This is a genomic window from Sphingomonas sp. 22176 (genome assembly GCF_052045505.1).
GTDB lineage: Bacteria > Pseudomonadota > Alphaproteobacteria > Sphingomonadales > Sphingomonadaceae > Sphingomonas.
This window is the reverse complement of record NZ_JBQEPL010000002.1, coordinates 843910-870044: the sequence shown is the minus strand read 5'-3', so window position 1 is coordinate 870044 and position 26135 is coordinate 843910. Positions and strand designations below refer to the sequence as shown.

Below are 26135 nucleotides of genomic sequence, written 5' to 3'. Positions count from 1 at the left end.
CCCGCCGAATCAGCGCCGAATCCCCTCAGAATCAGCCGCGAATCCGCTTAATCTCGGCGAAGGCACGCACCGCCTCCGCCTCGTCGCCACCCCAGACGGCATGGCTGACCGCGAGAAAGTCCGCACCCGCCTGCACCAGCGGCGCGGCATTGGCCGGGGTGATGCCGCCGATCGCGACGCACGGGATCTCGAACAGAGCCGACCACCAAGACAGGATGACCGGCTCGGGGCGATGCTCGGTGGTCTTGGTCGTCGTAGGATAGAAGGCGCCGAACGCGACATAATCGGCCCCCGCCTCCCCTGCTTCCATCGCCAGGTGGCGGCTGTCGTGGCAGGTCACGCCGATCTGGACGTTGGGACCGAGGATCTCGCGCGCCTCGCGTGCGTCGCCATCCCCCTGCCCCAGATGCACGCCGTCGGCGCCGAGGCGCTTGGCGAGGCTGACGCTGTCATTGACGATAAAGGCGACCTCGGCATCGGCGCAGATCCGCTGCAGCGGCTCAGCGAGCTTGGCGGCCTGGTGCTGGTCGACATCCTTCACGCGGAACTGGAAGGCGGCGACCGGGCCGGCATCGAGCGCGCGGCGCAGACGGTCGGCAAAGCCGCCGGTCACATCGAGCGGCGAGATCAGATAGAGCTGGCAGGGCGGGCGACGATCGTCGCGGACGAATTTCTCGGCAAAGCCTTCGAGGTTCGCTTCGTCTTCGAGATCGTCGAAGGGTTCGGACATGGGATACTCCGCTGCTGAAGATCGGCGGAACGCTACCGCCTTTGCCGGCGGGCCTTCCACACCCTGTCCTTCGGGGTCAAGCAGCGGCAGTTATGCGGCGGCGCCGTCCGGGCGAACCCGTCGGCGCCGCCGGGGCAGGTTTCAGGCCTCCTCGCCCTTGTAGATCGCTACCAGCTTGTCGAGCATCGCCAGCGCTTCGGCGCGCGGACGCTGGAAAGTATTGCGGCCGATGATCGAGCCGTTGCCGCCGCCGGCGAGAATGTCGCGGGCATCCTGGTAGACGGCATCCGCGCCCTTCGACGCGCCGCCCGAGAAGACGACGATGCGGCGGCCAGCGAAGCAGCTCTGCACGACATGGCGCACGCGGTCACCCTGGTTCGACCAGTCGGTGCCCTCATAGAGCTTCTTCGCCTCGGCCTGCTCGATGTTCGCGGCCGGCAGCTTCACCTTGATGATGTGCGCGCCGAGCAGCGCCGCCATGTGCGCGGCATAGGCGCCGACGTCGAGCGCCAGTTCGCCGTCCTTGGTGAGCTTGCCGCCGCGCGGATAGGACCAGATCACCGTCGCGATGCCGACCGAGGCGGCCTGGGCGCGCATTTCCTTGATCTCTTCCATCATCTCGAACACGCCGTCGGCGCCCGGATAGATGGTGAAGCCGATCGCCGAGCAACCGAGGCGCAGCGCGTCGTCGACGCCGCCCGTGACGGCCTGGTTGATCTCCGTCGCCCAGCTGTTCGAGCTGTTGACCTTGAGGATTGTCGGGATCTGGCCGGCAAAGGTGTCTGCCCCTGCCTCGATCATGCCCAGCGGCGCAGCATAGGCCGAGAGACCCGCATCGATCGCAAGCTGGAAGTGGTAGTGGGGGTCATAGGCGTCAGGATTGACCGCAAAGCTGCGCGCCGGGCCGTGCTCGAAACCCTGGTCGACCGGCAGGATGATCAGCTTGCCGGTGCCGCCCAGCTTGCCCTGCATCAGGATACGCGCGAGGTTCGCCTTCACACCCGGATTGTCGGAGCCGTAATTGTCGAGGATCGCTTTGACGGCCGGCGTGATGCCCATGATGGTTCCCTCAATGGTGTTCGATGCCGCGTCCCTATCGCGCCAGATTGGTAACGGAAAGGCTGACAACGCTGGCCGTATGCTGCGGAGCAAAACTTCTTTCGCAACAGCGTGACAGCTCCGATACCTGCCGGGAAATTGGTGTTCTATTGGTGCGACCGAGGCCCGCGATTGACGCGGCGCAGCGGCGCGCTAGCCTGCCCTCGGGGAAACGGGGGAACAGAATCATGTGGAATCGACGTCGGGTATTGCAGGGAAGCGCCGCGCTGTTGTTGCCGAGCCTTCCGGCCAATGCGGCACCGAAGCCGGTGGTGGGCCAGCCCGCGCCGGATGCCGAACTGACGCTGGTCGGCGGCGAGAAGGTGCGGCTATCCGAGATGCGCGGCGACGTGATCGTGCTCAACATCTGGGCGACCTGGTGCGTGCCGTGCCGCGAGGAATTGCCGCTGCTCGATCGCTATTACGCGCTCCAAAAGCGCTACGGCCTTCGCGTCTATGCGCTGACCACGGAGTCCTCGGTGCCGCTGTACAAGCTGAAGCCGCTGTTCGACACGCTGAGCATCCAGCCGACGAAGAAGATCAAAGGGCCGTACGAGGCGATCGATGGCGCGGTGCCGTCCAACTATGTGATCGATCGCGCGGGGGTGCTGCGCTACGCCCGCGCGGCGGCGTTTCGCCTGGACGATCTGAACCGCGAACTGGTGCCGTTGCTGAAGGAGCCTCGGCCAGCTTGAAGGACTTCATATCCTCCCCCGTCGGGGGAGGATATGGCTATCTTACGCTCTGACTTAGCGCGCCAGTGCGGCGACGCCCGGCAGTTCCTTGCCTTCCATCCACTCCAGGAAGGCGCCGCCGGCCGTCGAGACGAAGCTGAACTCGCCCGCCACGCCCGCCTGGTTGAGCGCCGCCACCGTGTCGCCGCCGCCGGCGACCGAGACGAGCTGACCTTCCTTGGTGAGCGCCGCCGCCGTGCGGGCGAGCGAGACCGTCGCCGCATCGAAGGGCGGGATCTCGAACGCGCCGAGCGGGCCGTTCCACACCAACGTCTTGCAGGTCTTGAGCACGTCGGCGAGCGCCTCGGTGGCGGCGGGGCCGACGTCGAGGATCATCTCGTCGGCGGCGACTTCGTGGACGTTGATCGTGCGGACCGGCGGGTCGGCGCGGAATTCCTTCGCCACCACCACATCGTACGGCAGGTGGACGGTGCAGCCCGCGGCATCGGCCGCGTCCATGATCTCCTCGGCGGTGCCGGTCAGGTCATGCTCGCACAGGCTCTTGCCGACATCGACGCCGCGTGCGGCGAGGAAGGTGTTGGCCATGCCGCCGCCGATGATCAGGTGATCGACCTTGGCGACGAGGTGCTTGAGCACGTCGAGCTTGGTCGAGACCTTGGCGCCGCCGACCACGGCCGCCACCGGATGCTCGGGATTGCCCAGCGCCTTGTCGAGCGCATCGAGCTCGGCTTCCATCTGGCGGCCGGCGAAGGCGGGCAGCTTGTGGGCGAGACCCTCGGTCGAGGCGTGCGCGCGGTGCGCGGCCGAGAAGGCATCGTTGACATAAAGGTCGCCGAGCGAGGCGAAGCGATCGACCACGGCCGGATCGTTCTTCTCTTCGCCGCCGAAGAAGCGGGTATTTTCGAGCAGCGCGATGTCGCCATTATTGAGCGTCGCGACAGAGGCGGCATCACCCTCCCAGTCGATATAGCGGACCGGGCGGCCGAGCACCTGCTCGAAGGGCTTCACCACTTGGGCGAGCGAGAGCTCGGCGCTGGGATTGCCCTTGGGACGACCGAAATGCGCGAGGACGAGCACCTTCGCGCCCTTGTCGGCCAGTTCGGCGACGGTCTGGATCGCGGCACGGAGGCGCGTGTCGTCGCTCACCTTGCCGTCGGCCATCGGCACGTTGAGGTCCTCGCGGACCAGCACCCGCTTGCCGGTGATATCGCCCATGTCGTCGAGCGTCTTGAAAGTGCGCGCCATGCTGAACCCCTCGCGTGCTATATGTCCGTCGCTATCGACGTGCGCTCCCCTCCCGCTTGCGGGAGGGGTCGGGGGAGGGGCTGCAACTCGGGCCGATCGGCCGTGCAGCCGCACTCCCCTCCCCTAGCCCCTCCCGCAAGCGGGAGGGGGACTTAGAAGCGCCCCCGCCGAGACAGGGGCGTTTAGATCAGAGCCCGGCCATCACGGTCGCGGTGTCGACCATGCGGTTCGAGAAGCCCCACTCGTTGTCGTACCAGCTGACCACGCGGACCAGCTTGCCGTCGATCACCGCGGTCTCCAGGCTGTCGACGGTCGACGATGCGGGCGTGTGCACGATGTCGGCCGAGACGATCGGATCGGTGGTGTAGACCAGCACGCCCTTGAGCGGGCCGCTCTCCGACGCTGCCTTCAGCACCGCGTTGACTTCCTCGATCGAGGTGTCGCGGCCCGGCATGAAGGTCAGGTCGACGAGGCTGCCGTCCGGCACCGGCACGCGAACGGCCGAACCGTCGAGCTTGCCCTTGAGCTCCGGCAGCACTTCGCCAACGGCGCGAGCAGCACCCGTGGTCGTCGGGATGATCGACATCGCGGCAGCGCGCGCACGACGCAGGTCCGGGTGGATCTGGTCGAGGATCTTCTGGTCGTTGGTATAGGCGTGGACCGTGGTCATCAGGCCGCGCTCGATGCCGATCGCGTCGTTGAGGACCTTGGCGACCGGCGCCAGGCAGTTGGTGGTGCACGACGCGTTCGAGACGATGGTGTGCTCGGCGGTCAGCTTGTCGTGGTTCACGCCGTAGACGACGGTGAGGTCGACATTCTTGCCCGGTGCCGAGATCAGCACCTTCTTGGCGCCGGCGTCGATGTGCTTCTGGGCGTCTTCACGCTTGGTGAAGAAGCCGGTGCACTCGAGCACGATGTCGACGCCGTTCTCGGCGTGCGGCAGGTTGGCGGGATCGCGCTCCGCGGTCACCTTGATGCGCTTGCCGTCGACGACGATGTCGTTGCCGTCGGCTTCGACGGTGCCCGGATACTTGCCGTGGATGCTGTCACGCGAGAACAGCCAGGCGTTCGACTTGGCGTCCGACAGGTCGTTGATCGTGACCAGCTCGAGGCCGCTTTCCGGGCGCTCGAGGATCGCGCGTGCCACCAAGCGGCCGATACGTCCGAAACCGTTGATCGCAACCTTGGTCATGCCTGTTCTCCGTTCAGCTTAGCGATGATCTGCGGAACGATGGCGTCCGCAGTGAGACCGAAATGTTCGTAGAGCTTTAGATAGGGACCCGAAGCGCCGAAGCTATCCACGCCGAAGCGCAAACCATCGTTTCCGGTATAGCGCTCCCAGCCGAAGGTGGTGCCAGCCTCGATCGATACCTTGAGCGCATCCTGCGGCAGGATGTCGCGCTTGTAGGCGGCGTCCTGCGCATCGAAGCGCTCGAAGCACGGGACCGAGACGACGTCGGTGCCGATGCCCTGGGCTTCCAGCGCCTCACGGACAGCGACCGCGATCTCCACTTCCGAGCCGGTGGCATAGACCACCACCTTGCGCGGGGCCTCTGCCTCCAGCAGCGCATAGGCGCCGCGGGCCGAGCGGTTCTCGGCGGCTTCGGTGCGCAGCTGCGGCAGGTTCTGCCGGCTGAGCGCGATCAGCGCGGGGCCGTCCGTCTTGGCGAGTGCTGCTTCCCAAGCCTCGGCGGTTTCGACCGCGTCGCACGGGCGCCACACGTCGAGGTTCGGGATGACGCGCAGGCTCATGAGGTGCTCGACCGGCTGGTGGGTCGGGCCGTCCTCGCCGAGGCCGATCGAATCATGCGTCATCACATAGACGACACGGGCGTGCTGGAGCGCCGAGAGGCGGATCGCGGCGCGGGCATAGTCGGCGAAGACGAGGAAGGTGCCGCCATAGGGGATCACGCCCCCGTGCAGCGCCATGCCGTTCATCGCCGCGGCCATGCCGAATTCGCGAATGCCGTAGTTGACGTAGCGGCCGCCGTAATTGTCGGCGTCGAGCCGCTGCAGACCCTTGGTCAGCGTGTTGTTCGAGCCGGTGAGATCGGCCGAGCCGCCGATCGTCTCGTCGAGGATCGCGTTGACCGCCTCCAGCGCCAGCTCCGACGCCTTGCGGGTCGCGACCTTCTGCGGATTGGCGAGCAGTTGCTCGACATGCGGACGGAGCAGGTCCGCCGGCACGTCGCCACGACGTTCCCAGCCAAGCCGATCCGGATGCGCGGCAAGGCGCTGCTTCCAAGCGGCGTGCGGCGCGGCACCGCGGGCACCGGCGGCGAGCCAGGCGTCGCGGATGTCCTGCGGGATCTCGAACGCCGGATGCGTCCAGCCGAGCGCGGCGCGGGCCGCGGCGACTTCGTCCTTGCCCAGCGGCGAACCATGAACCTTGGACGAGCCCTGCTTGTTCGGCGCGCCCTTGCCGATGATCGTGCGGCACTTGACCAGCACCGGCTTGTCGCTGGCGATCGCCTCGTCGAGCGCGCGGGTGATGTCAGCCTGGTCATGGCCGTCGCATTCGACGACATGCCAGCCGGTGGCGCGGTAGCGTGCGGGGATGTCCTCGACCGACGACAGCGAGACCGGGCCGTCGATGGTGATGTTGTTGGCGTCCCACAGCACGATCAGGCGGTTGAGCTTGAGGTGCCCGGCGATACCGATCGCTTCGTGGTTGATGCCTTCCATCAGGCAGCCGTCGCCGGCGATCACCCAGGTGCGGTGATCGACGAGGTCGTCGCCGAAGGTCGCATTCAGGTGCCGCTCGGCGATGGCCATGCCGACCGCCATGGCCAGGCCCTGGCCCAGCGGGCCGGTGGTGCATTCGACGCCGGGCAGCTCGAAATTCTCGGGGTGGCCGGCGCAGGGGCTGCCGATCTGGCGGAAGTTCTTGATGTCCTCCAGCGTCGGCTGGGCATAGCCGGTCAGGTGTAGCAGCGAATAGAGCAGCATCGAGCCATGGCCGGCCGACAGCACGAAGCGATCGCGATCGGGCCAAGCCGGATCGGCCGGATCGAACTTCAGATAGTTCTGGAAGAGGACGGTCGCGACGTCGGCCATGCCCATCGGCATGCCGGGGTGACCCGAATTGGCGGCTTCCACCGCGTCCATGGAAAGCGCGCGGATGGCGTTGGCGCAATCGGCGAAGGATGCTGTCACGTGATATTCCCCGTCTGGTCGCGCACGCCTTTGGAAGCACCGGGCCCTCGCGTCAACCGTTCGGCGCAGGCGTTACGACCCGTGTTAACCGTGCCGCCCTTGCCGCTGCGGCGAACCATGCTATCCGGCAGGATAATGTCCGACTTAGTAGCAGATCGTATCGAGCGAGCGCTGAAGCGTATCGAAGTCGCCGCGGCCGCGCAGTCGCAGGTGCGCGCCAAGCTTGAGACCCGCAATGCAACGCTGCGCGCCCGGATCGAGTCGGCGCTGGTCGATCTGGATGCGCTGATCGCCCGCGAGCGGGAGCTCGAGGCACAGCTGGCCGGCGATGACGCGGACACGGCCGAAGAGGAGCAGGGCTGATGGCGGAGATCACACTCCAGGTCGCCGGACGCAGCTATTCGGTATCCGCGCGCGACGAGGACATGCCGCATCTGCGCGAACTCGAAGCGCGGATCGGCAGCCACGCCGATGCCGCGCTGCGCGCGGCCGGCGGGCAAAGCGGCGAGCGCACCCTGCTCTATCTCGCGCTGATCCTTGCCGATGCGCTGGACGAGGCGGAGAAGAAGCCGGCGCCCGCCCCTGCCGTTCCCGACGGGCTGCTCGAGCGGATCGCCGATCGGCTCGAAGCCGTTGCATCGGCCCTTGAGGAAAGCGACGCGACGTCCTAGATTAGAGTCGTGGCGGGAACTGCCCGGTGCGAGCCTTAGCAATTATCCCTGAGGCTATAATCTTCATCCATGGGAGCTGTCCCTGTGCAGATCCTGGTCTGCAACACATGGTTCCCACCTGACGTTCTGTGCGTCGGTGGATATTCAGGCCAACGGCCCATGGTGGTTCCCGTCACACCTTCCATGCTGCCCCGATGCTGAGCGACAAGCCCGCCCTTCGCGCCCGGCTGCGCGCCGCGCGCGACCTGTTCGCCGCGCAATCGAGCACCGCGATCCGCGCGCCCGAGGCCTTTGTCGAGAAACTGACGCCGGGGATGATCGTCGCGACCTATTGCCCGGTGGGCAGCGAGGCCGATCCGACCCAACTCGCGGCCGCGGCTGCCGAGCGCGGTTGTGCGCTGGCGCTGCCGCACGTGATCGATCGTGCCGCGCCGATCCGATTCCTCGCCTGGGAAATGGGCGCACCGCTGGTCGCCGGGCCGTTCGGGCTGCGCCAGCCGGATGCCGCCAGTCCCGAGGTGGCGCCGGACGTGATCCTGACGCCGCTGATCGGCTATGACCCACGGCTCAACCGCCTCGGCCAGGGTGCTGGGCATTACGACCGCGCCTTTGCCCGGTTCGAGAAGGCATGGCGGGTGGGCGTCGCCTGGTCCGCGCAGGAAGTCCCTGCCCTCCCCGCCGACATCTGGGACGTGCCGCTGCACGCCGTGGTGACCGAGCAGGGCATGCTGTGGCACGCCGAGCCATGAACCCGAGCTGGCGCAAACCCGCCGGCGCGCTGGCGATCATCGGGCTGATCCTGGTGTGGGTGGTGCTGGTCGCGAGCTTCTCGGGGCAGATCGGACGGCTGCCGATCCTGGTGCAAACCTTGGTGTATCTGGCCCTGGGGATCGTGTGGATCCTGCCGCTCAAGCCGCTGCTGCGCTGGATGGAAACGGGGCGCTGGCGGATGCCCCCTCCACCCGGCCGCTAGCGCGGCGGGTCCCCCTCCCCCGCTTCGCGGGAGAGGAGACGCTTCTTCTTGCCGTGTCACGCTACGGTGGCGGAGACCCCCTCCACCACGCCGCTGGCGCGGCGCGGTCCCCCTCCCCCGCTATCGCGGTGGAGGAAACACTAAGGGCGGCGGCGGAGTAAGCGTTTCCTCTCCCGCGCAGCGGGGGAGGGGGACCGCCGCCGAAGGCGGTGATGGAGGGGGCCTGCCTCAGCGCCGCTCCCGCACCGCCTTGAACTCGGACCCCGCCTTCCACGACGGCCAAGCCGAGCCGTTCGCCAGTTCCGCCCCGATCGTGCCCAGCAGGTCGATGTCCTGCACCGCGCCCGCGAGATTCCAGTCCGGCCCCCAAGCGTCGCAGGCCTGGTGATAGCACTGCCCGGTATAGGCATCGATCCAGGCCTGCCCGGCAGCCACCCCGCCCTGCTTGAGGTCCGAGGCCCCGGCGATGCCCATCAGCAGCAGCGTCGGCACGCCCTGCTTTGCGAAGGAGAAGTGATCGGCCCGGTAGAACAGCCCGCGCTCCGGCAGGCCCTCCGGCGTCACCCGCCGCCCTTGCGTCGCCGCAACCCGCGCCATGTCGTCCTCCAGCGTGTTCTGCCCCTTGCCGACCAGCACCACGTCGTTGGCGAGTCCCGCGGTCTGCAGGATGTCGAGCGTCAGGTTGGCCACCGTCTTGGCCATCGGCACCACCGGGTGCTGGGTATAATAAAGCGAGCCGAGCAGCCCCCGCTCCTCCGCGGTCCAGGCCGCGAAGACGACGCTGCGCTTGGGCGTTGGCCCCGCCTTCATCGCCCGCGCGATCTCCAGCAGCCCGGCGATCCCCAGCGCATCGTCATTGGCGCCGGCGCGGTAGATGCGCCCCTTGGCATCAGGCTTGCCGACGCCGTACGCGTCCCAGTGCGCGCCGAACATGACTGCCTCGTCCGGCCGTTCGCTGCCGGGGATCTTCGCCAGCACATTGTAGCTGTCGACCTGCTCGGCCGTCACCGGCACGTCGGCGGTGAAGCGCACGCCTTCCAGCGGCACCGGCCGGAAGCTCGCCTTTCGCGCCTCGACTCGAAGCTTGGCGAGGTCGAGCCCGGCGGCCGCGAACAGCCGCGTCGCCGCCCCGCCCTCCAGCCAGCCCTGCAGCGCCACGCTGGTCAGCTCCTCGGGCTTGCGGACGATGTCGTAATTCTCGCCGCCGCTGCTGATCACCACATTCCAGCCATAGCCGGCGCCGGGCGTGTCATGGACGATCAGCGCCCCGACCGCGCCGCGCCGGGCGGCTTCCTCGAACTTGTAGGTCCAGCGGCCATAATAGGTCATCGTCCGCCCGCCGAACTTGCCGGCGACCGGCTCCCCCTTCTCGGCGGAAAAGTCCGGATCGTTGACCAGGAACACCGCGACCTTGCCCTTCAGGTCGACGCCCTTGAAATCGTCCCACTGCCGCTCCGGCGCGGTGACGCCATAGCCGACGAACACCACCGGGGCGTTCGCGATTCGCGCGGCGGCATCGGGACGAATCGTCGAGACGTAGAGGTCCTTGGACTGCTCGACCGGCATCGCGCCCTTCGGGCCGTCGAATCGCAGCGTTGCGGGCGCTCCCAGGCGCGTGTGGAGCAAAGGCACCTTCTGCAGCCACTGGCCGCCCGGCCCGGCCGGTTCCAGCCCCAGCGCCTCGAATCGGGCGACCAGATAGCCGAGGGTGCGATCCTCGCCGCGGGTGCCCGGCGCCCTGCCCTCGAACGAATCGGAGGCGAGCGTGCGCACCGTCTGTTCGATTCGCGACGAATCGGCCGCGATCTGGGCCGTTGCAGGGAGAGCGGTGGTGGCGAGGAGTAGCGCAAGCGCGCGAACAGAGGTGCGGATCATCGCAGCGGCTTAGCGCAGAAAAGGGAGGGCCTGCAAAGGGCCCGGCCTGCGCGCATGTTCCTCATTTCCGAGGAGATGCGCCGCATGGCGCGAGTGACGGGGCTCGAACCCGCGACCTCCGGCGTGACAGGCCGGCGCTCTAACCAACTGAGCTACACCCGCTTGAGCCAAGCGAGGAGGCGGCACCTAGCCGCGTGTTTTCAGGCTGTCAACCGGATTGATCGAGGTTCGCGCGACGACGCGAACGAATGTCCGCAGGATCGCGCACCAACGTGCCCTGCTCGAAGAGGAAACCGGCAATGTCCGGCTTGCCCGCGGCGTTGAGCACGGTCTGGATGATGATCAGCAGCGGCACCGCCAGCAGCGCGCCGGTAGTGCCCCACACCCAGCCCCAGAAGCTCAGCGAGATCAGGATCATGATTGGGTTGATGGTCAACCGGTGGCCGACGATCAGCGGGGTGACCACGTTCGCCTCAACGAGGTGTGCCGCGATCATGATCGCCGGCGGCACCATCGCCGTGCCGATATCGGCATAGGACATCAGGCCCCCAACCGCGAGCAGCAGCGCCGCGATCACCGGGCCGATATAGGGGATATAGTTGAGCAGCGCGACGAGGCCGCCCCACATCAGCGGCGTTGGCATGCCCATCAGCCACAGCGCGGCCGCGACGATCAGGCCCAGCGTGACGTTGATCAGCGTGATCGTGCCCAGATAGGCCGAGGTATCGTCCACCACGTCCTGGATCACCCGCGCCGTTGCCATCGCACCGCCGAAGCTGGAGCGGCTGGTGATCGCGCGGCGGCGCAGTCGGGTCCAGCCGGCGAGGAAGAAGTAGATGACGAGAATCGCGAAGAACATCTCGATCAGCGCCGACGGGGCGGAGGTGGTGAACAGGTCCATCAGCGACGTCGGCGGCTGCGCGGTCTGCACCACCGGCTGGCGGACGGGCGCCGAGGCGAAGTTGTTGAGCGTCTTGTTCACGAACCGCTCGAGGTTCGAATAGAAGCGGATCAGCGGTTCGAGATTGTGCTGGATCTTGGGAATGCTCTCAGGCAGCCGCCGGATCCACTGCCAGGCCGGAACGACGATTGAGGCGAGCGCGACGTTCGCCGCCGTGAGGAACAGCAGCACGCAGATGAAGGCGGCGATCGGCGCGGGCAGCCGGTGCCGCTCCAGCCATTCGAGCAGCGGCACCAGCGCGATCGCGATAACCAGCGAGGCGGTGACCGGCAGGAAGAAGCGCGAGCCAGCTTGGAGCGCGAAGGGCAGCGCCAGCACCAGCCCCATGCCGGCGATCAGCACCAGCGCGGCCATCAGCCGGTCACGGCGCAGGCTGGGCGCGGGCTCCTCGCCCTCCCAGCCCTCGGGCAGATCGGCGGCCGCGATCGGATCGGGAACGCCCCCCGCCCCACCGGCGTCTCCACCCATCATCCCGGTACGCTGGTCCACGCGAAAATCCCTTTCTGGTACAGTGTAGAGGCGCGCTTGTGTTGCGGCAATGCAAGGCTCTAGCACGGCGCAATTGCGGCCGCATCTGTTGCCAGCTAGCCTCAATTGCATGGCCGAATTGCTTCTGGTGATCGACGAGGGCACCACCACCACTCGGGCGATGCTCTTCACGCCCTCCGGCCAATGTGTTGCGAGTAGGTCTGCAGAACTGACGCAGCATTATCCAGGCCCAGGACTTGTCGAACATGATGCAGGCGAGATCTGGCGGCAGAGCCATGCCTGCGCGGTGGCGGTGGTGGCGCTGGCGGGCGGCCCCCAGCGCATTGCGGCAATCGGCATCACCAACCAGCGCGAGACGGTGGTGTTCTGGGACAAGGTGACGGGGGAGCCGCTCGCCCCCGCGATCAGCTGGCAGGACCGCCGCAGCGCGGCCCTCTGCCAGGTGCTGCGCGAGGCCGGCGAGGAACCGGGCATCCAGGCGCGCACCGGGCTGCTGCTCGATCCCTATTTCTCCGGCACCAAGATCGCCTGGGCGATGACCAACTGGCCGCAGCTCAAGGCGGCGGGCGATCGGCTGGCGATCGGCACGGTGGAGAGCTGGCTGGTGTGGAAGCTCACCGGCGGGCTGCACATCACCGATGCCACCAACGCCTCACGCACGCTGCTGATGGGCCTGGGCAGCGGCGGCTGGAGCGATGGGCTGGTCGACCAGTTCGATGCGCCCCGGGCCGCGCTGCCCGAGATCGTCGACTGCGCCGGGCGGTTCGGGGTGACCAAGGCGTTCGGCGGCGCGATCCCGATCTGCGGGCTCGCCGGCGACCAGCAGGCCGCCACGATCGGCCAGGCCTGCCTCACCCCCGGCGACACCAAGGCGACCTTTGGCACCGGCGCCTTCGTGCTCACCAATGCCGGCACGCTCCAGCCGCGCTCGCGCCACCGCCTGCTGGCGACGGTGCTATGGCAGCTCGGCGGACGGCGCACCTATGCGCTGGAGGGATCGGTGTTCGTCGCCGGCAGCCTTGTCCAGTGGCTGCGCGATTCGCTGGGGCTGATCGCCACCGCGGCGGAGAGCGAGGCGGTGGCGCGCTCGGTGCCGGACAATGGCGGGGTCTATTGCGTGCCCGCGCTCACCGGCCTCGGCGCGCCCTGGTGGGAGCCGGAGGCGCGGGCGACGATTTCCGGGCTCAGCTTTTCGGCCGGGCGCGCGCATATCGTCCGTGCGGCGCTGGAGGCGATGGCGCACCAGAGCCATGACCTCGAAACCGCCTTTGCCGCCGATGGCGCGCGCTGGGGCCGGCTGCGCGTCGACGGCGGCATGATCACCAACGACTGGATCGCCCAGGACCTGGCCGACATGCTCGCCCTGCCCGTCGACCGGCCCGATTTCGCGGAGACGACGTCGCTGGGCGCGGCGATGCTGGCGGGGCTCGGCTGCGGCATGTTCGACAGCCTGGACGATGCGGCGATGATGCGCGGCACGATCCGGACGTTCGAGCCGCAGATGGAGCCCGCGGTGCGGGCGACGCGGCTGGCCGGATGGCGAGACGCGATCACCCGCGTTCTTGCCGTCGACTGAGTGCCCGGTGCGTATCGCCGCGGTCCAGTGCGCGCCTGTGTTCGACGATGCCGAGGCGACGAGCGCCATCGTCATCGAGCAATTGCGCTGGGCCGATGCGAACCACGTCGACATGGTGCTGTTCCCCGAGGCCTGGCTGCTCGGACACGCCTATGATCCCGGCACGATCCACGCGCGCGCCGACGGGGCCACGAGCGCCCTCCCCGCCTTGTGTGCGCGCATTGCCGGATATGGCGCCACCTTGGTGCTCGGCACGTTCGAGCGTGTGGGCGAACAGATCTTCAACAGCGCGGTGGTGATCGAGCACGGCCGGATCGTCGGCCGCTATGCCAAGGCGCACCCGAACGAGCATGGCGTGACGCCGGGCACCGCGTTTCCGGTCTTCACCCGATCACGCCTGCCCTGGGGCATCAACATCTGCAACGACGCCAATTATCCCGCCGCCGCCGCGCGGCTTGCGGACCAGGGCGCGAGCCTGATCCTCTACCCGCTGAACAACCTGCTCCGGCCTGGAACCGCCGAGCGCTGGCGCGAGAAGAGCCTGGCCAATCTGATTGCCCGTGCACGCGAAACCGGCTGCTGGGTCGCCTCCGCCGACGTCGCAGGCGCAGCATCGGACCGGCTCAGCTATGGCTGCACGGCCATTGTGTCTCCCATCGGAGAGGTAGTGGCGCGCGTGCCGGAGCGGGTCGAAGGACTCGCGCTGTTCGAGCTGCCGGGAGCGCCGGTCTTCAGCTGAACAGCCAGCTGCCCAGCAGCCGTCCGGGGAGCAAGGTGAACAGCCCGGCCACGGCCAGCCCCAGATAGGTGAGCGACATCACCCGGCGGTGCGCCTCGATCCGATGGCGGCGGGCAAGCAGGATGCCGCGCGGGATCATCACCAGCACCACCACCGACAGCAGATGGATCGGGCTGAGGCTGCCGGTCATGCCGCGCAACCCGAAGCTGGACAGCGCCGCGACCAGCATCAGCACTGCCCAGAGCTTGCCCAGCATGCGGTGCAGCGAGTCGCCCTTGCGGCGAAGCAGTACATAGGCGCCGAGGGGCAGCGCCGGGAGCACGGCGACGAGATGCACGGCCAGCCAAAGGTTACGCATGCTTGACCGGGCGACGGCACCGCTCGAAAGGCCGTGGGCGAAGGCCAGCAGGATGGCACCGCCGGCGATCACCCCCAGGGTAATGATCAGCCGGTCGCGCGAGGGAAGTGTGAAGCCGGGATGTGCAACGTCGTTCATCAGTATCTCCTTGCCCGCCATGATGCCGCAGGCCTGGTTCCGGGCGAGCGGCTTTGCGGGAATGGTGGGGTCGATTTCGCGATCGGCGCCCTGCGCGTGCGGGCGTACCGTTCGCGAAGCGTGAACGGGCACGCCGCATGATCGGTAGGCGCAGACTGCTCGCGGAGCTGGCCATTCTGGGCGGGCTGATCCTGGTGCTGGCGGCGCTCGGGCCGTTCGGATCCTATGCGACCCCGCTCGGCTCCCGCCTGCTGCATTGGGCGCTGTACCTCGTGATAGGCTATGCCTTTTTCCGCCCGGTGATCGCCGCCGGGAGCGCGCTTGCTCGCCAGACGGGCATGTCGCGGCTCGTCGCGATTGCCGTGGCCTGCGTGTTCGGCGCCTTCCCGACCAGCATCATCTTCGTCTTCGCGGCCGCCGGTCCTGCGTGGCGGTCGGTGACGGCCTCCCATCTCGCCGGCGCCTATCTGCAGACGCTGATCGTCGGCGCGACGGTGACGATCGTGCAGCTTCTTGCCGAACGCGGCGCCGTCCCCGTCTTCTCTGCCCAGCCAGAACCGGCCCTTGCCGATCCGCAACCGACTGCGGCTGTCGATGCGATCGAGCGAGAGGTCGCGCCAGCGCTACTCGACCAGTTGCCGCCCCATCTTCGCGGGCCAATCCTCTGCCTGGAAAACGAGGACCATTATGTTCGTGTGCATACCGCACAGGGCAGCGCGCTGGTGCTGATCCGGATGCGCGATGCCGTCGCCCAGCTCGAGGGCCAGGGCGCGCGCGTCCATCGCAGCTGGTGGGTGGCACGTCGCGCGGTGTCCGGTACCATCCGGCAGGATCGCAGCTGGAAGCTGCGCCTCGTCGACGGGCGCGAGGTGCCAGTCGCTCGCGCCAGCGTGCCCGATCTGCGCGCGCTGGGCTGGCTGAATGACGAACCACCCGCTGCCTGACCGCAAAAAAACGGCCCGGGGCGTATGCCCCAGGCCGGTCAGGTCGATCCTCGGGAAGAGGAAAGCTCAGAACTTCAAGCCGATTCCGGCGAAGACGGTGGTGCCGCTGCGCGTCTCGTTGTGCAGGCGGTGGTAGATGCTGTTGTACTGGACCTCGGTCTCGTTGGTGAGGTTGATCGCGTCGAGCGTCAGCCGCACCCGGTCCGTCACGTTGAAGAAGGCCGCGGCGTCGACATAGACGGTGCCGTCGAAGCCATCCTTGCTGGCCGCGTTCTTGCCGTCATAGGCGGTACGCAGATACGAGGACCGATAGTTCATCGAGCCCCGGATGCCCCAGCGCTTGGTCTCGTAATAGAGCGTCGCGTTGGCGTTGGTGTTCGACAGGCCCGGGATCGGGCTGTCGACGCCCTTGTTCGGCGCGTTGGAGTCGAGCAGCGTCAGGTTCGCCGCCATGCCCAGCTTGTCGAACGGCGCGGGCAGGAAGGTGAAGTTGGTCTGCGCGGCCATCTCGACGCCCGTGACATAGGCCTTGGCGAGGTTCACCGGCTGGGTGAACTCGGCGACGATCGTGCTCGGGGTCGCGCCCGCCACCATCGAGGTCGGCAGCCCGGTGCTGCTGTAGGGCACGTCCAGCAGCGTCTGGCTGGCCACCAGGTTGCGGATGTCCTTGTGGAACACGCCCAGCGAGACGAGGCCGATCTTGCCGAAATACCACTCGGCCGAGGCTTCGACCGAATTGTCCTTGTACGGCTTGAGGTTCGGGTTGCCGATGCTCGCGGTGATCTTGCCACTGTCGGCATTGGCGCTGCCCGAAGCCGCGACCGAGCTCAGGCCCGGGCGGTTGATGTTCTTGGCGGCGGCGACGCGGATCAGGAAGCTGGGCGTCACTTCCAGCGTAGCATTCAGCGTCGGCAGCACGCCTGAATAGCTGGAGCTGGTGACGTTGGTGCCGATCGGCGTGTCGTTGCTGTTGGTGACATAGCCGGTGCTGCCGAGATCGGTGAAATACGCCCGCAGGCCGATATTGCCGCGCAGGCGCATGCCGCCCACGGGCGCGTTCCACTCGAGCTGGCCATAGCCGGCGGTGGTGGCCTCGATCACCTTGTAGGTGTTCTCGATATCGGTCGCGCCGGCGACGGTGTGCGCGGCGTTGTAGGTTGCGAACGCCTTGGCATAGTCGCCGGTGATCCAACTCGCCGCCTTGTTCTGGGTGAACACCACCGCATAGGGCGTGACCGGGGTGCCGGTGACGGCATGGAACTGGCCGTCATTGTAGATTTCCGAGCCCGAGGTCTCGTAACGGCGATAGCTGCCGCCGGCGCGCAGCGTGAAGACGTCATTGAGCTTCAGCGCGGCGTTGCCCACGCCTTCCTTGAGGCTGGTCTTGTTCCAGAATTCGCGGAAGTAGAATTCCTTGAACGTGTAGTTGGCCGGATCGGTGGTGTTCCAGCGATAGGCGTTGGTCGCGCCGGTGCCGTCGGCATCGTAGATGGTGGTCATGCCGCCCTGCGCGCGCAGGTACAGCTTGTCGTCGTACGGGGTGGTGTACTTCGAATCCTCATAGCCGACATGGCCGTCGAAGGTGAGGCTGTCGCTGGCTTCCCACTTGCCGGTCAGCGCGATCTGGTTGAACTTGTTCTGGTTCTTCGACCGGCGATGCTCGCTGGCATAGGTCACGTTGTCGACGCTGATCGCATCGACGAAGTTGGTGCTGTCCCAGTGGATCGAATTGATCTTCGAGGTCGTGTCGAAGATCACCGAGCCCGAGGTGTTGTCCGGCCGCGTCGCCAGGTGATATTCATCGCGGTTGGTGGTGAACTCGCCGTGGAGCCCGTCGATCGTGAACAGCAAATTGTCGGACGGGCGCCACTGGGTGGCGAGGGTCAGGCCCAGGCGCTCCTGCTTGGCATCCCACACCGACAGGCGGTTGCCCGAGGCGAACACCAAGTCGCCCGACTTGAACTTGGTCTGCTGGTCGGCGGTGAGCGCCGAGATGTCGAGGCCCTTGCCCAGATAGCTGCTGATCTGGCTCGCGCTCAGCTGGGTCGGCGAATAGGTGTTGTAGCCCTGCTCCTCGGTCTTGCGCTTCGAATAGGCGACCGAGACGAGGATGCCGAACGTGTCGCCCCAGTTCTGGCTGAGCATCGCGGCGACGCGCGGCTGCGCATCCTTGGTATAGCTGTTGGTGCCCAGCTTGGCCGAGATCGCGCCGGTCAGCCCCTGCTTCTGCTCGAGCGGCTTGGCGGTGAACAGGCCGACGGTGCCGGCCATGCCGCCTTCGGCCTGCGAGGCCTGGTAGCTCTTCTCCACCTCGACGCGCGAGAACAGCTCGGAGGCGAAGATGTTGAAATCGAAGGCGCGGTCGCGCGAGCGCTGGCCGCGGCTGTCCATCGCCGAGTCTACATTTCCCAACACTTCCATGCCGTTCAGCTGGACGCGGGTGAAATCGGGGCCGAGGCCGCGCAGCGTGATGCGGCGGCCCTCGCCGGCCTCGCGATTGATCGCCACGCCCGGCAGGCGCTGGATCGATTCGGCGAGGTTGAGTTCCGGGAACTTCGCCATGTCCTCGGCGACGATCACGTCCTTCATGATGTTCGAATCGCGCTTCAGATCGCGCGCCTTGGCGAGCGAGGCGATATAGCCGTTGACGACGATCTCGCCGTCCTCCTCCGCCTGCGACGCCGCGTCCTGCGCAGCGGCGGCCATCGAGATGCAACTCGCGCCGACGGCCAGCGCGGCGAGCGCCGCGCGGTAGGTGAATGCCATAATGCCCTCCCTGTTGTGTGTGGGGGAGCCGGCCTGCCCTAGCTGCCCCCGCCGCGGCGCCTAGGGCGGGTTCATGACGCGGATGTGACATTCGATGTTGCTTTATGTGGTTTTGAATACCCGTTTGTGAGTTTTCGCACAAGGGCATCGCTGATAGGGTGTCGGCATGGAAAGCTTCGACATGCCTGCCCGGGCCGCCTCGGCGCGGGCGACGCAGACCGCCCGTCTGACCACGCTGCTCGCGTTGCTGGAGCAGCGCGGCCAATGGTCGATCGGCGAGCTGGCCGAGCGGTTCGACGTATCCGAGGAGACGATCCGCCGGGACGTCCGCCAGCTGGAGCAGGCGGGCCGCGTGCAGAAGATCCATGGCGGCGTATGCCTGCCGGGCGGCGTGCTGGAGCCGCCCTATCGCCAGCGGCTGCGCGAACAGGCCGAGGCCAAGCAACGTATCGCCGAGCGCGCGGTGGCGCTGGTGCGGCCGGGCATGACGCTGCTGCTCGACTCGGGCACCACCACGCTATGTCTGGCCCGCGCGCTGGGGCAGGTGCGCGACCTGACGGTGATCACCAACAGTATGGAGATCGCCGCGCAGGTGATCGGCCATGCCGGGCAGCGGCTCTATGTGGCGGGTGGCGCGGTCGATCCCGATTATCACGCGGCGTTCGGCAGCGAGGCGATCGACTATTGCCGCCAGTTCGTGCCCGACCTGACCGTGCTGTCGATGGGCGCGGTCGACCCGGTGCGCGGCTTTCTCGATTTCGACGCGGGCGAGGCGGCGTTCAAGCGGAGCCTGCTCCCCCAGGCGCGGCGCGTGGCGGTGCTGTGCGATTCGACCAAGTTCGACAAATCGGGCTTCGTCCATGTCGCCGGGTTCGGCGATGTGCACGACCTGGTGACCGATCAGGCACCGCCGGACGAGATTGCAGCGGCGGCAGCGGCCGCGGGGACGGCGATCCATCTGGTTTGAGGGGCCAAGCTCCTCTGCTCCCGCCGCCAATGCTCCCCTCCCGTTTGCGGGAGGGGAACTAGAAGAAGCACCTCACGCCGCCTTGTCGGTAGGGAACAACGCCTTGAGATCCTTCTTCAGGATCTTGCCATTGGCATTCCGCGGCAGCGTCTCCGCCGAGAAGCGGATCGCCACCGGCACCTTGAACGCCGCGATCCGATCGCGGACAAAGGCCTGCAGCTCCGCTTCGGTCGCCGAGCTGCCCGGCGCGAGATGGACCACCGCGACGGGCTCCTCCCCCAGCGTACGGTGCGGAATGCCGATCAGCGCCGCGTCGGTCACCGCCGGGTGGGCGTAGAGCACGTCCTCCACTTCCGACGAGTAGATGTTCTCGCCGCCGCGAATGATGATGTCCTTGGCGCGGTCGACCACATAGAGGAACCCCTCCTCGTCCAGCCGCGCGAGGTCGCCGGTGCGTACCCAGCCGTCGCGGAAGGTCTCGGTCGTCGCCTCGGGCTTGTTCCAATAGCCCTTCACGATCATCGGCCCCTTGGCCCAGAGCTCGCCCACCTCGCCGACCGGCAGCTCGTGCGTGCCGTCGACATCCATGATCTTGAGCTCGGCGACCGGCACCGGCGGGCCGGCACTGGTCGGCCGGGCGAGATACTCTTCGCCGAGATGGTGCGTCACCGTAGCCATGGTCTCGGTCATCCCCCAGCCGTTGCCGGGGAGCGCGCCGAACTCCTGGAAGATGCGCTTGACCAGCTCGGGCGCCGAGGGCGCGCCGCCATAGGAGATGCTCTCCAGGCTCGACAGGTCGTACTTGTGCCGCTCGGGATGTTCGAGCAGCTGCCAGGCGATCGTCGGCACGCCGCCGGTCTGGTTGACCTTCTCGCGCTGAATGATCTCCATCGCCTCTATCGGCTCCCAGCGGCGCATGAACACCACCGTGCCGCCCGCCGCGATCAGCGCCATCAGCCCGGCGCTGCAGGCGGTGACGTGGAACAGCGGGATCACCAGCAGCCCGACCTTGTAGGGCGGCGCAGCCGGCGGCACCTCGCCCCGGCGGAGCATCGACCGCGCGACCGAATAGCCGGCGGTGAGGATGTTGGTCATCAGATTGCGGTGCGTGCCCACCGCACCCTTGGGATTGCCGGTGGTGCCGCTGGTGTAGAAGAGCGTGACATCGTCGTCGGGTGCGATGGCTACTTCCGGGAAAGCGATATCGGTGAGCCCAGCCCAGCTGTTGCAGGGGCCGAGGATCGATTCGAGCGCAATCGCGTCGCCCTCGAGCGGCGAACAGGCGCGACTGACCACCACCTGCTCCAGATCGGGCAGCGCGGCGTAGCAACTCTTCAGCCGCTCGTGTCGCTCGCCGTCGACGAACAGCAGCTTCGCGCCCGAATCCTTCATGCCGTATTCGAGCTCGGCGCCCGTCCACCAGGCGTTGAGCGGCACCAGGATCGCGCCGATGCTCACCGCGGCGAAGAAGATCGTCGGCCATTCGGGCAGGTTGCGCATCGCCAGCGCGACCCGGTCGCCCTTGGCTACCCCCTTGGCCTGCATCCACGAGGCGAGATGGCAGGTGGCGCGGTAGTTTGCCTCGTAGCTGACCCGCTCGTCCTGATAGATGGTGAAGGGCCGATCGCCATAGCCGCGGGCCAGCCGCGCGAGGATCGCGGCGGTGGGCGGCGCGTTCTTCCAGACGCGCGTGGGCACGCCGCGGATCTCCACGGTGTCCATTTCGAACTTGGCGCCGGGCGCGGTGAGCATCGCGTCCACGGCAGCCAGTGGGGCTTTGGGCCAGTCAGGGGGCAAGGGCACGATCGGTTCAAGGGTCAAGGCAGCGCTCTCCATCGACTTTCTGAACTTTGGGTTTGGCTCGTTGACCAACCGACGCCCACGTTAGTGTTGATTTGCCGCGCGCTCAAGGCAATAGAAAGCGCGCACCCGGCAGAAGGTGCATTGAACCGAATTCGAACGAGAGGTATGCCGCCAAGCATGGAAGTCGACGACCCGATCGCCCATGGATTCGATGCCGCCCGGCTGGCGCGGATCGATGCCTTTGTGAAGACGCGTTATCTCGACACCGGCAAGCTGCCGCACGCGCAGCTGCTGCTCGCCCGCGACGGGCGGATCGTCCATTTCTCGCACCAGGGCGCGGCGCGAGAGGGCGGCGCGGCGGTGGACGAATCGACGCTGTTCCGCATCGCCTCGATGACCAAGCCGATCACCAGCCTCGCCTTCATGATGCTGGTGGAGGAAGGGCTGGTCGCACTCGACACGCCCGTCCATCACGTGCTGCCCGAATTGAAGGGGGTCGGTGTCTATGCCGGCGGCGGTGGCGGCGTGCCGTTCCAGACGCGGCCTACCGCGCAGCCGATGCGGATGGTAGACCTGCTCCGCCACACCTCGGGCCTCACCTACAGCTTCCAGAACCGCAGCAATGTCGACGCCGCCTATCGCGAGGGTCGGATCGAGAGCTGGCATGCCAATCTGACGCTCGACGAATTCGTCGCGGCACTCGGCAAGCTGCCGCTCGAATTCTCGCCGGGCGAGGAATGGAACTACTCGGTCTCCACCGACGTGCTGGGCGCGGTGGTGGCACGGGTTTCCGGGCTGTCGCTTGATCGCTTCTTCGCCGAGCGCATCTTCGCGCCGCTGGGCATGCACGACACCTTCTTCCAGGTGCCCGAGGACAAGATTCACCGCCTCTCCGACTGCTGGACGATGCAAGAGGGCAAGGGCCGCGTACTCTACGATCGCGGCGAGGCGTCAGCCTGGTCGCGCTTCCCCCGGCTGATCTCGGGCGGCGGCGGGCTGGTGTCGACCGCGCTCGACTATCACCGCTTCAACACCATGCTGCTGAACCGCGGCGCGCTGGACGGCGTGCGGATCGTCTCGCCCAAGACGATCGACCTGATGACGACCAACCATTTGCCCGGTGGCAGCGACCTCGCCGCGATGTCGCGCGCGCTGTTCAGCGAGGCGACCAACGCCGGCACCGGCTTCGGCCTGGGCTTCGCCATCAACCTCGACGTCGCCAAGACGCTGATCCCGGGCTCGGTCGGCGAGTTTTACTGGGGCGGCATGTTCTCCACCGCCTTCTTCGTCGACCCTGTCGAGCGGATCTCGATGGTGTTCATGACGCAATTCTCGCCGTCGATGCTCTACCCGATCCGGCGCGAGCTCAAGACGCTGATCTATTCGGCGCTCACCCGATGAGCGCCCCTCACCCCCTCCCGGCCCCGGCCGGAACTGCGAACTAGGAGTTCGAACGCATGTCCGTGATTACCACCAGCCGTCAGGGCGATGTCCTGATCCTCACCTCCGACAATCCGCCGGTGAACGCGCTCGGCGCGGCGGTGCGGCAGGGGCTGCAGGCAGGCATCGAGGAAGCCAAGGCTGACGACAGCATCAAGGCGGTCGTCATCATCTGCGCCGGCAAGACCTTCTTCGCGGGCGCGGACATCACCGAGTTCGGCAAAGCGATGGCCGAGCCGTCGCTGCCGGTGCTGGTCGACGAGATCGAGGCGCTCGACAAGCCGGTGATCGCCGCGGTCCACGGCACCGCGCTCGGCGGCGGCTGCGAAGTGGCGCTGGCGTCGCACTATCGTATCGCCGTGCCCTCGGCGAAGTTCGGCCTGCCCGAAGTGAAGCTGGGCATCCTCCCCGGCGCGGGCGGCACCCAGCGCATGCCGCGCGTCGCGGGCGTGGAAGTGGCGCTGGAGATGGCGACCAAGGGCGACCCGATCTCGGCCAGCCAGGCCAAGGACGCAGGACTCGTCGATCGCCTCGCGGGTGAAGACAGCCTGCTCGCCGATGCCGTCGCCTTCGCGAACGAGGTGGTCGGCCAGCCGGTCTCGCGTTCCAGCGAGCGCCCGGTCGCGGTCGATGCGGAAACCTTCGCCAAGTTCCGCGCCACCAACGCCAAGCGCTTCCGCGGGCTCGACGCGCCGAACACGATCATCGACATCATCGAGCAGACCGCCGGCAAGCCCTATGCCGAAGGCGTCCAGGCCGAGCGCATGGGCTTCATGAAGCTGATCATGGGCCAGCAGTCGGCCGCGCTCCGCCACATCTTCTTCGCCGAGCGCAAGGCGGCGAAGATCGACGGCATCGCCGACGACATCCAGCTGCGCGACATCAAGCGCGTCGGCGTGATCGGCGCCGGCACGATGGGCGGCGGGATCAGCATGAACTTCCTGTCGGCGGGCGTGCCGGTGACCATCGTAGAGATGGCGCAGGATGCGCTCGATCGCGGCACTGGCGTGATGCGCAAGAACTATGAGGCGACCGCCGCCAAGGGCCGGATGACCGCCGAGCAGGTCGAGAAGGCGATGGGTCTGCTCAAGCCCACGCTCAACTTCGACGATCTCGCCGAGTGCGACCTGATCATCGAGGCCGTCTATGAGAGCATGGACGTGAAGAAGGACGTGTTCGGGCGGCTGGACAAGATCGCCAAGCCGGGCGCCATCCTCGCGTCGAACACCAGCTATCTCAACATCGACGAGATCGCCGCCGCCACCAGCCGCCCGCAGGACGTGGTGGGGCTGCACTTCTTCTCGCCGGCCAACGTGATGAAGCTGCTGGAGATCGTTCGCGGCGCCAAGACCGCCGACGATGTGCTGGCGACCGCGATGGCGCTCAGCAAGAAGATCAAGAAAGTCGCGGTGATTGCGGGTGTTTGCTACGGCTTCATCGGCAACCGCATGCTGATGCCGCGCCAGGTGGAAGCCACCAAGATGCTGCTCGAAGGCGCCACGCCCGAGCAGATCGACAAGGTCCATGTCGCCTTCGGCATGCCGATGGGGCCGTTCCAGATGGCCGATCTCGCCGGCGTCGACATCGGCTGGCACCGCGATCCCAACCGCATCGAGAACATCCGCGACGCGCTCGCCGCCGAAGGCCGCTGGGGCCAGAAGAAGGGCGCCGGCTTCTACGATTATGACGAGAAGCGCCAGCCCTCGAACAGCCCGCGCGTCGCCGAGCTGATCGAGGAATGGCGCGGCAAGCTGAACGTGCCGAGCCACGAGATCACCGAGGAGGAGATCGTCGTCCGCACGCTCTACACCATGGTCAACGAAGGCGCGCTGATCCTCGCCGAGGGCATGGCCCAGCGGGCGAGCGACATCGATGTGGTGTGGGTCTATGGCTATGGCTGGCCCCCGTATCGCGGCGGGCCGATGTTCTGGGCGGACACCGAAGGCCTGAAGAAGATCGTCGAGGGCCTGGAAAAGTATGGCTTCGAAGTCGCGCCCTTGCTCCGCGAGAAGGCGGAAAAGGGCGAGAAGTTCAACCGGTGACCTGATGCTTTCCCTCTCCCGCCTGCGGGAGAGGGAGGGAGCGGCCGAAGGCCGCGGAAGGGTGAGGGTGAGTGAGGTAGGCAAGAGTCCCCCTCACCCTCCCACCGCCTTGCGGCGGCGGGCCCCTCCCTCTCCCGCAGGCGGGAGAGGGGTCCAAAGGAGAGGATAATGACGCAGGATCTCGACACGTTCCGTGAGCAAACCCGCGCATGGCTGGAGGCGAACTGCCCGCCTTCGATGCGCGAGCCAATCCGGTCCGAGAAGGACATCGTCTGGGGCGGGCGCAATCCCGACTGGGCGCATCCCGACCAGAAGCTGTGGATGGACCGCATGGCCGAACGCGGCTGGACCGTGCCCGACTGGCCGACCGCCTATGGCGGCGGCGGGCTCTCCCCGGCAGAGACCAAGATCCTGCGCGAAGAGATGAAGCGGATGGGCGCGCGCACGCCGCTCAACAGCTTCGGCATCTCGATGCTCGGGCCGGCGCTGCTCAAGTACGGCACGGAGGAACAGAAGCTCCAACACCTGCCAAAGATCGCCCGCGGCGAGATCCGCTGGTGCCAGGGCTATTCCGAACCCAATGCCGGCTCCGACCTGGCCGGGCTGCAGACCTGGGCCGAGGATGCCGGTGACCATTATGTCGTTAACGGCCAGAAAGTGTGGACCAGCTATGCCGACAAGGCCGACTGGATCTTCTGCCTGGTCCGCACCTCGAAGGAGACCAAGCAGGGCGGGATCAGCTTCGTGCTGTTCGACATGGCCTCGCCCGGCGTCTCGACCAAGCCGATCCTGCTGATCTCCGGTTATTCGCCTTTTTGCGAGACCTTCTTCGACAATGTGAGGGTACCCAAAGCGCAGCGCGTGCACGACGAGAACAAGGGCTGGGACGTCGCCAAGTACCTGCTCGGCCATGAGCGCGAGATGATCTCGGGCATGGGGCTGGACCGCGCCGGCGGCAATCCGCTGATCGAGGGCGCGATCGCGACGATCGGGCTCGACGATCAGGGCCGCCTCGCCGATCCCCTCCTCCGCGCGCAGATCGCGCTGTTCGAGGTGCGGATGCGTGCCTTCTCGGCGATGTCGGAACGCTTCCTCGACGAGCTCAAGGCCGGCCGCGCGCACCCTGCCCAGCCGAGCATGATGAAATATGTCGGCACCGAGCTGAACAAGCAGCGCCACGAGCTGATCATGGCCGCCGGCGGATCGGACGCACTGGAATGGGAGAGCCAGGCCTCGGCCAAGGGCGCCAAGCCCCGCGCCTGGCTGCGCACCAAGGCCAATTCGATCGAGGGCGGGACGAGCGAGATCCAGCTCAACATCGTCGCCAAGCGGATCCTCGAACTGCCGGGCTGAGGGGCGGGCTTTCCCTCTCCCGCCTGCGGGAGAGGGAGGGAGCCGCCGCCAGGCGGCGGAAGGGTGAGGGTGTGTGAGGCGAGTGATGGCCCTTCCCTTTGCCCTACTCACCCTCA

General features: G+C 67.2%; 22 protein-coding genes, 1 tRNA gene and 1 other RNA gene. 13 read left to right on the top strand and 11 right to left on the bottom strand.

Annotated features, from left to right (window positions below; genetic code table 11):
- Positions 1 to 31 precede the first annotated feature (31 nt).
- Positions 32 to 730: a thiamine phosphate synthase gene (gene thiE / locus ACTJKY_RS11980; protein ID WP_440846293.1), complete on the bottom strand. Its 699-nt coding sequence runs from the start codon at positions 728 to 730 to the stop codon at positions 32 to 34.
- Positions 731 to 871: 141 nt separating this feature from the next.
- On the bottom strand, positions 872 to 1789 hold the full coding sequence (locus ACTJKY_RS11975) for a class I fructose-bisphosphate aldolase (protein WP_440846291.1): 918 nt from the start codon (positions 1787 to 1789) through the stop codon (positions 872 to 874).
- A gap of 227 nt (positions 1790 to 2016) precedes the next feature.
- Between ACTJKY_RS11975 and ACTJKY_RS11970 the strand changes: the two genes are divergently transcribed.
- Positions 2017 to 2523 (top strand): TlpA family protein disulfide reductase, encoded by a 507-nt coding sequence (locus ACTJKY_RS11970; RefSeq protein ID WP_440846289.1) that lies wholly within the window; start codon positions 2017 to 2019, stop codon positions 2521 to 2523.
- Between the two features lie 54 nt (positions 2524 to 2577).
- Here the strand turns inward: ACTJKY_RS11970 and ACTJKY_RS11965 are convergent, their stop codons facing one another.
- The 3 genes from ACTJKY_RS11965 to tkt form a co-directional block, all read right to left on the bottom strand.
- Positions 2578 to 3768, bottom strand: a complete 1191-nt coding sequence (locus ACTJKY_RS11965; protein WP_440846287.1) for a phosphoglycerate kinase — start codon at positions 3766 to 3768, stop codon at positions 2578 to 2580.
- A gap of 187 nt (positions 3769 to 3955) precedes the next feature.
- Positions 3956 to 4960, bottom strand: coding sequence for a type I glyceraldehyde-3-phosphate dehydrogenase (gap, locus tag ACTJKY_RS11960; protein WP_440846285.1), 1005 nt, complete (start codon positions 4958 to 4960; stop codon positions 3956 to 3958).
- Positions 4957 to 6924 carry a transketolase gene (tkt, locus tag ACTJKY_RS11955; RefSeq protein ID WP_440846283.1) on the bottom strand — a complete coding sequence of 656 codons (1968 nt, stop codon included), beginning with the start codon at positions 6922 to 6924 and terminating at the stop codon, positions 4957 to 4959. The genes gap and tkt overlap by 4 nt, the downstream gene beginning before the upstream one ends.
- A 135-nt stretch (positions 6925 to 7059) precedes the next feature.
- Between tkt and ACTJKY_RS11950 the strand changes: the two genes are divergently transcribed.
- From ACTJKY_RS11950 to ACTJKY_RS11930, 5 genes are all read left to right on the top strand, one after another.
- Complete coding sequence (locus tag ACTJKY_RS11950) at positions 7060 to 7287, top strand: hypothetical protein (RefSeq protein ID WP_440846282.1); 228 nt, start codon at positions 7060 to 7062, stop codon at positions 7285 to 7287.
- Entirely contained in the window at positions 7287 to 7595 is a 309-nt protein-coding gene (locus ACTJKY_RS11945; RefSeq protein ID WP_121078079.1) for a cell division protein ZapA, read from the top strand. The genes ACTJKY_RS11950 and ACTJKY_RS11945 overlap by 1 nt, the downstream gene beginning before the upstream one ends.
- Before the next feature lie 13 nt (positions 7596 to 7608).
- A non-coding RNA gene (gene ssrS, locus ACTJKY_RS11940) (6S RNA) lies at positions 7609 to 7768 on the top strand.
- Between the two features lie 21 nt (positions 7769 to 7789).
- Positions 7790 to 8344: a 5-formyltetrahydrofolate cyclo-ligase gene (locus ACTJKY_RS11935; protein WP_440846281.1), complete on the top strand. Its 555-nt coding sequence runs from the start codon at positions 7790 to 7792 to the stop codon at positions 8342 to 8344.
- Positions 8341 to 8568, top strand: a complete 228-nt coding sequence (locus ACTJKY_RS11930) for a DUF2842 domain-containing protein (RefSeq protein ID WP_440846280.1) — start codon at positions 8341 to 8343, stop codon at positions 8566 to 8568. The genes ACTJKY_RS11935 and ACTJKY_RS11930 overlap by 4 nt, the downstream gene beginning before the upstream one ends.
- A 228-nt stretch (positions 8569 to 8796) precedes the next feature.
- On the opposite strand, the gene ACTJKY_RS11925 is transcribed toward ACTJKY_RS11930, so the two are convergent.
- The 3 genes from ACTJKY_RS11925 to ACTJKY_RS11915 all read right to left on the bottom strand — a co-directional run bounded on the left by ACTJKY_RS11925 (position 8797) and on the right by ACTJKY_RS11915 (position 11872).
- On the bottom strand, positions 8797 to 10443 hold the full coding sequence (locus tag ACTJKY_RS11925; RefSeq protein WP_440846278.1) for a M28 family metallopeptidase: 1647 nt from the start codon (positions 10441 to 10443) through the stop codon (positions 8797 to 8799).
- A gap of 85 nt (positions 10444 to 10528) precedes the next feature.
- Positions 10529 to 10605 (bottom strand) — tRNA-Asp (locus ACTJKY_RS11920).
- A 46-nt stretch (positions 10606 to 10651) separates the two neighbouring features.
- Positions 10652 to 11872, bottom strand: coding sequence for an AI-2E family transporter (locus ACTJKY_RS11915; protein ID WP_440846339.1), 1221 nt, complete (start codon positions 11870 to 11872; stop codon positions 10652 to 10654).
- Positions 11873 to 12002: 130 nt separating this feature from the next.
- Here ACTJKY_RS11915 and ACTJKY_RS11910 point away from each other — a divergent pair, with 130 nt between their 5' ends.
- On the top strand, positions 12003 to 13469 hold the full coding sequence (locus tag ACTJKY_RS11910; protein WP_440846276.1) for an FGGY family carbohydrate kinase: 1467 nt from the start codon (positions 12003 to 12005) through the stop codon (positions 13467 to 13469).
- 7 nt (positions 13470 to 13476) lie between these two features.
- Positions 13477 to 14208 (top strand): carbon-nitrogen hydrolase family protein, encoded by a 732-nt coding sequence (locus tag ACTJKY_RS11905; protein WP_440846274.1) that lies wholly within the window; start codon positions 13477 to 13479, stop codon positions 14206 to 14208.
- Here ACTJKY_RS11905 and ACTJKY_RS11900 read toward each other — a convergent pair.
- Complete coding sequence (locus ACTJKY_RS11900) at positions 14201 to 14704, bottom strand: DUF2306 domain-containing protein (protein ID WP_440846272.1); 504 nt, start codon at positions 14702 to 14704, stop codon at positions 14201 to 14203. The genes ACTJKY_RS11905 and ACTJKY_RS11900 overlap by 8 nt on opposite strands.
- Before the next feature lie 137 nt (positions 14705 to 14841).
- Here ACTJKY_RS11900 and ACTJKY_RS11895 point away from each other — a divergent pair, with 137 nt between their 5' ends.
- Positions 14842 to 15648 (top strand): LytTR family DNA-binding domain-containing protein, encoded by an 807-nt coding sequence (locus ACTJKY_RS11895; RefSeq protein WP_440846270.1) that lies wholly within the window; start codon positions 14842 to 14844, stop codon positions 15646 to 15648.
- A gap of 66 nt (positions 15649 to 15714) precedes the next feature.
- On the opposite strand, the gene ACTJKY_RS11890 is transcribed toward ACTJKY_RS11895, so the two are convergent.
- Positions 15715 to 18414, bottom strand: coding sequence for a TonB-dependent receptor (locus ACTJKY_RS11890; protein ID WP_440846268.1), 2700 nt, complete (start codon positions 18412 to 18414; stop codon positions 15715 to 15717).
- Between the two features lie 166 nt (positions 18415 to 18580).
- Between ACTJKY_RS11890 and ACTJKY_RS11885 the strand changes: the two genes are divergently transcribed.
- Positions 18581 to 19381: a DeoR/GlpR family DNA-binding transcription regulator gene (locus ACTJKY_RS11885; RefSeq protein WP_440846266.1), complete on the top strand. Its 801-nt coding sequence runs from the start codon at positions 18581 to 18583 to the stop codon at positions 19379 to 19381.
- Between the two features lie 72 nt (positions 19382 to 19453).
- On the opposite strand, the gene ACTJKY_RS11880 is transcribed toward ACTJKY_RS11885, so the two are convergent.
- Positions 19454 to 21217, bottom strand: coding sequence for a class I adenylate-forming enzyme family protein (locus ACTJKY_RS11880; RefSeq protein WP_440846264.1), 1764 nt, complete (start codon positions 21215 to 21217; stop codon positions 19454 to 19456).
- Between the two features lie 144 nt (positions 21218 to 21361).
- Here ACTJKY_RS11880 and ACTJKY_RS11875 point away from each other — a divergent pair, with 144 nt between their 5' ends.
- From ACTJKY_RS11875 to ACTJKY_RS11865, 3 genes are all read left to right on the top strand, one after another.
- Positions 21362 to 22585 carry a serine hydrolase domain-containing protein gene (locus ACTJKY_RS11875; RefSeq protein WP_440846262.1) on the top strand — a complete coding sequence of 408 codons (1224 nt, stop codon included), beginning with the start codon at positions 21362 to 21364 and terminating at the stop codon, positions 22583 to 22585.
- 56 nt (positions 22586 to 22641) lie between these two features.
- Positions 22642 to 24666 (top strand): 3-hydroxyacyl-CoA dehydrogenase NAD-binding domain-containing protein, encoded by a 2025-nt coding sequence (locus ACTJKY_RS11870; protein ID WP_440846260.1) that lies wholly within the window; start codon positions 22642 to 22644, stop codon positions 24664 to 24666.
- Between the two features lie 168 nt (positions 24667 to 24834).
- Entirely contained in the window at positions 24835 to 26019 is a 1185-nt protein-coding gene (locus tag ACTJKY_RS11865; protein ID WP_440846258.1) for an acyl-CoA dehydrogenase family protein, read from the top strand.
- The last annotated feature ends 116 nt before the right edge of the window (positions 26020 to 26135 follow it).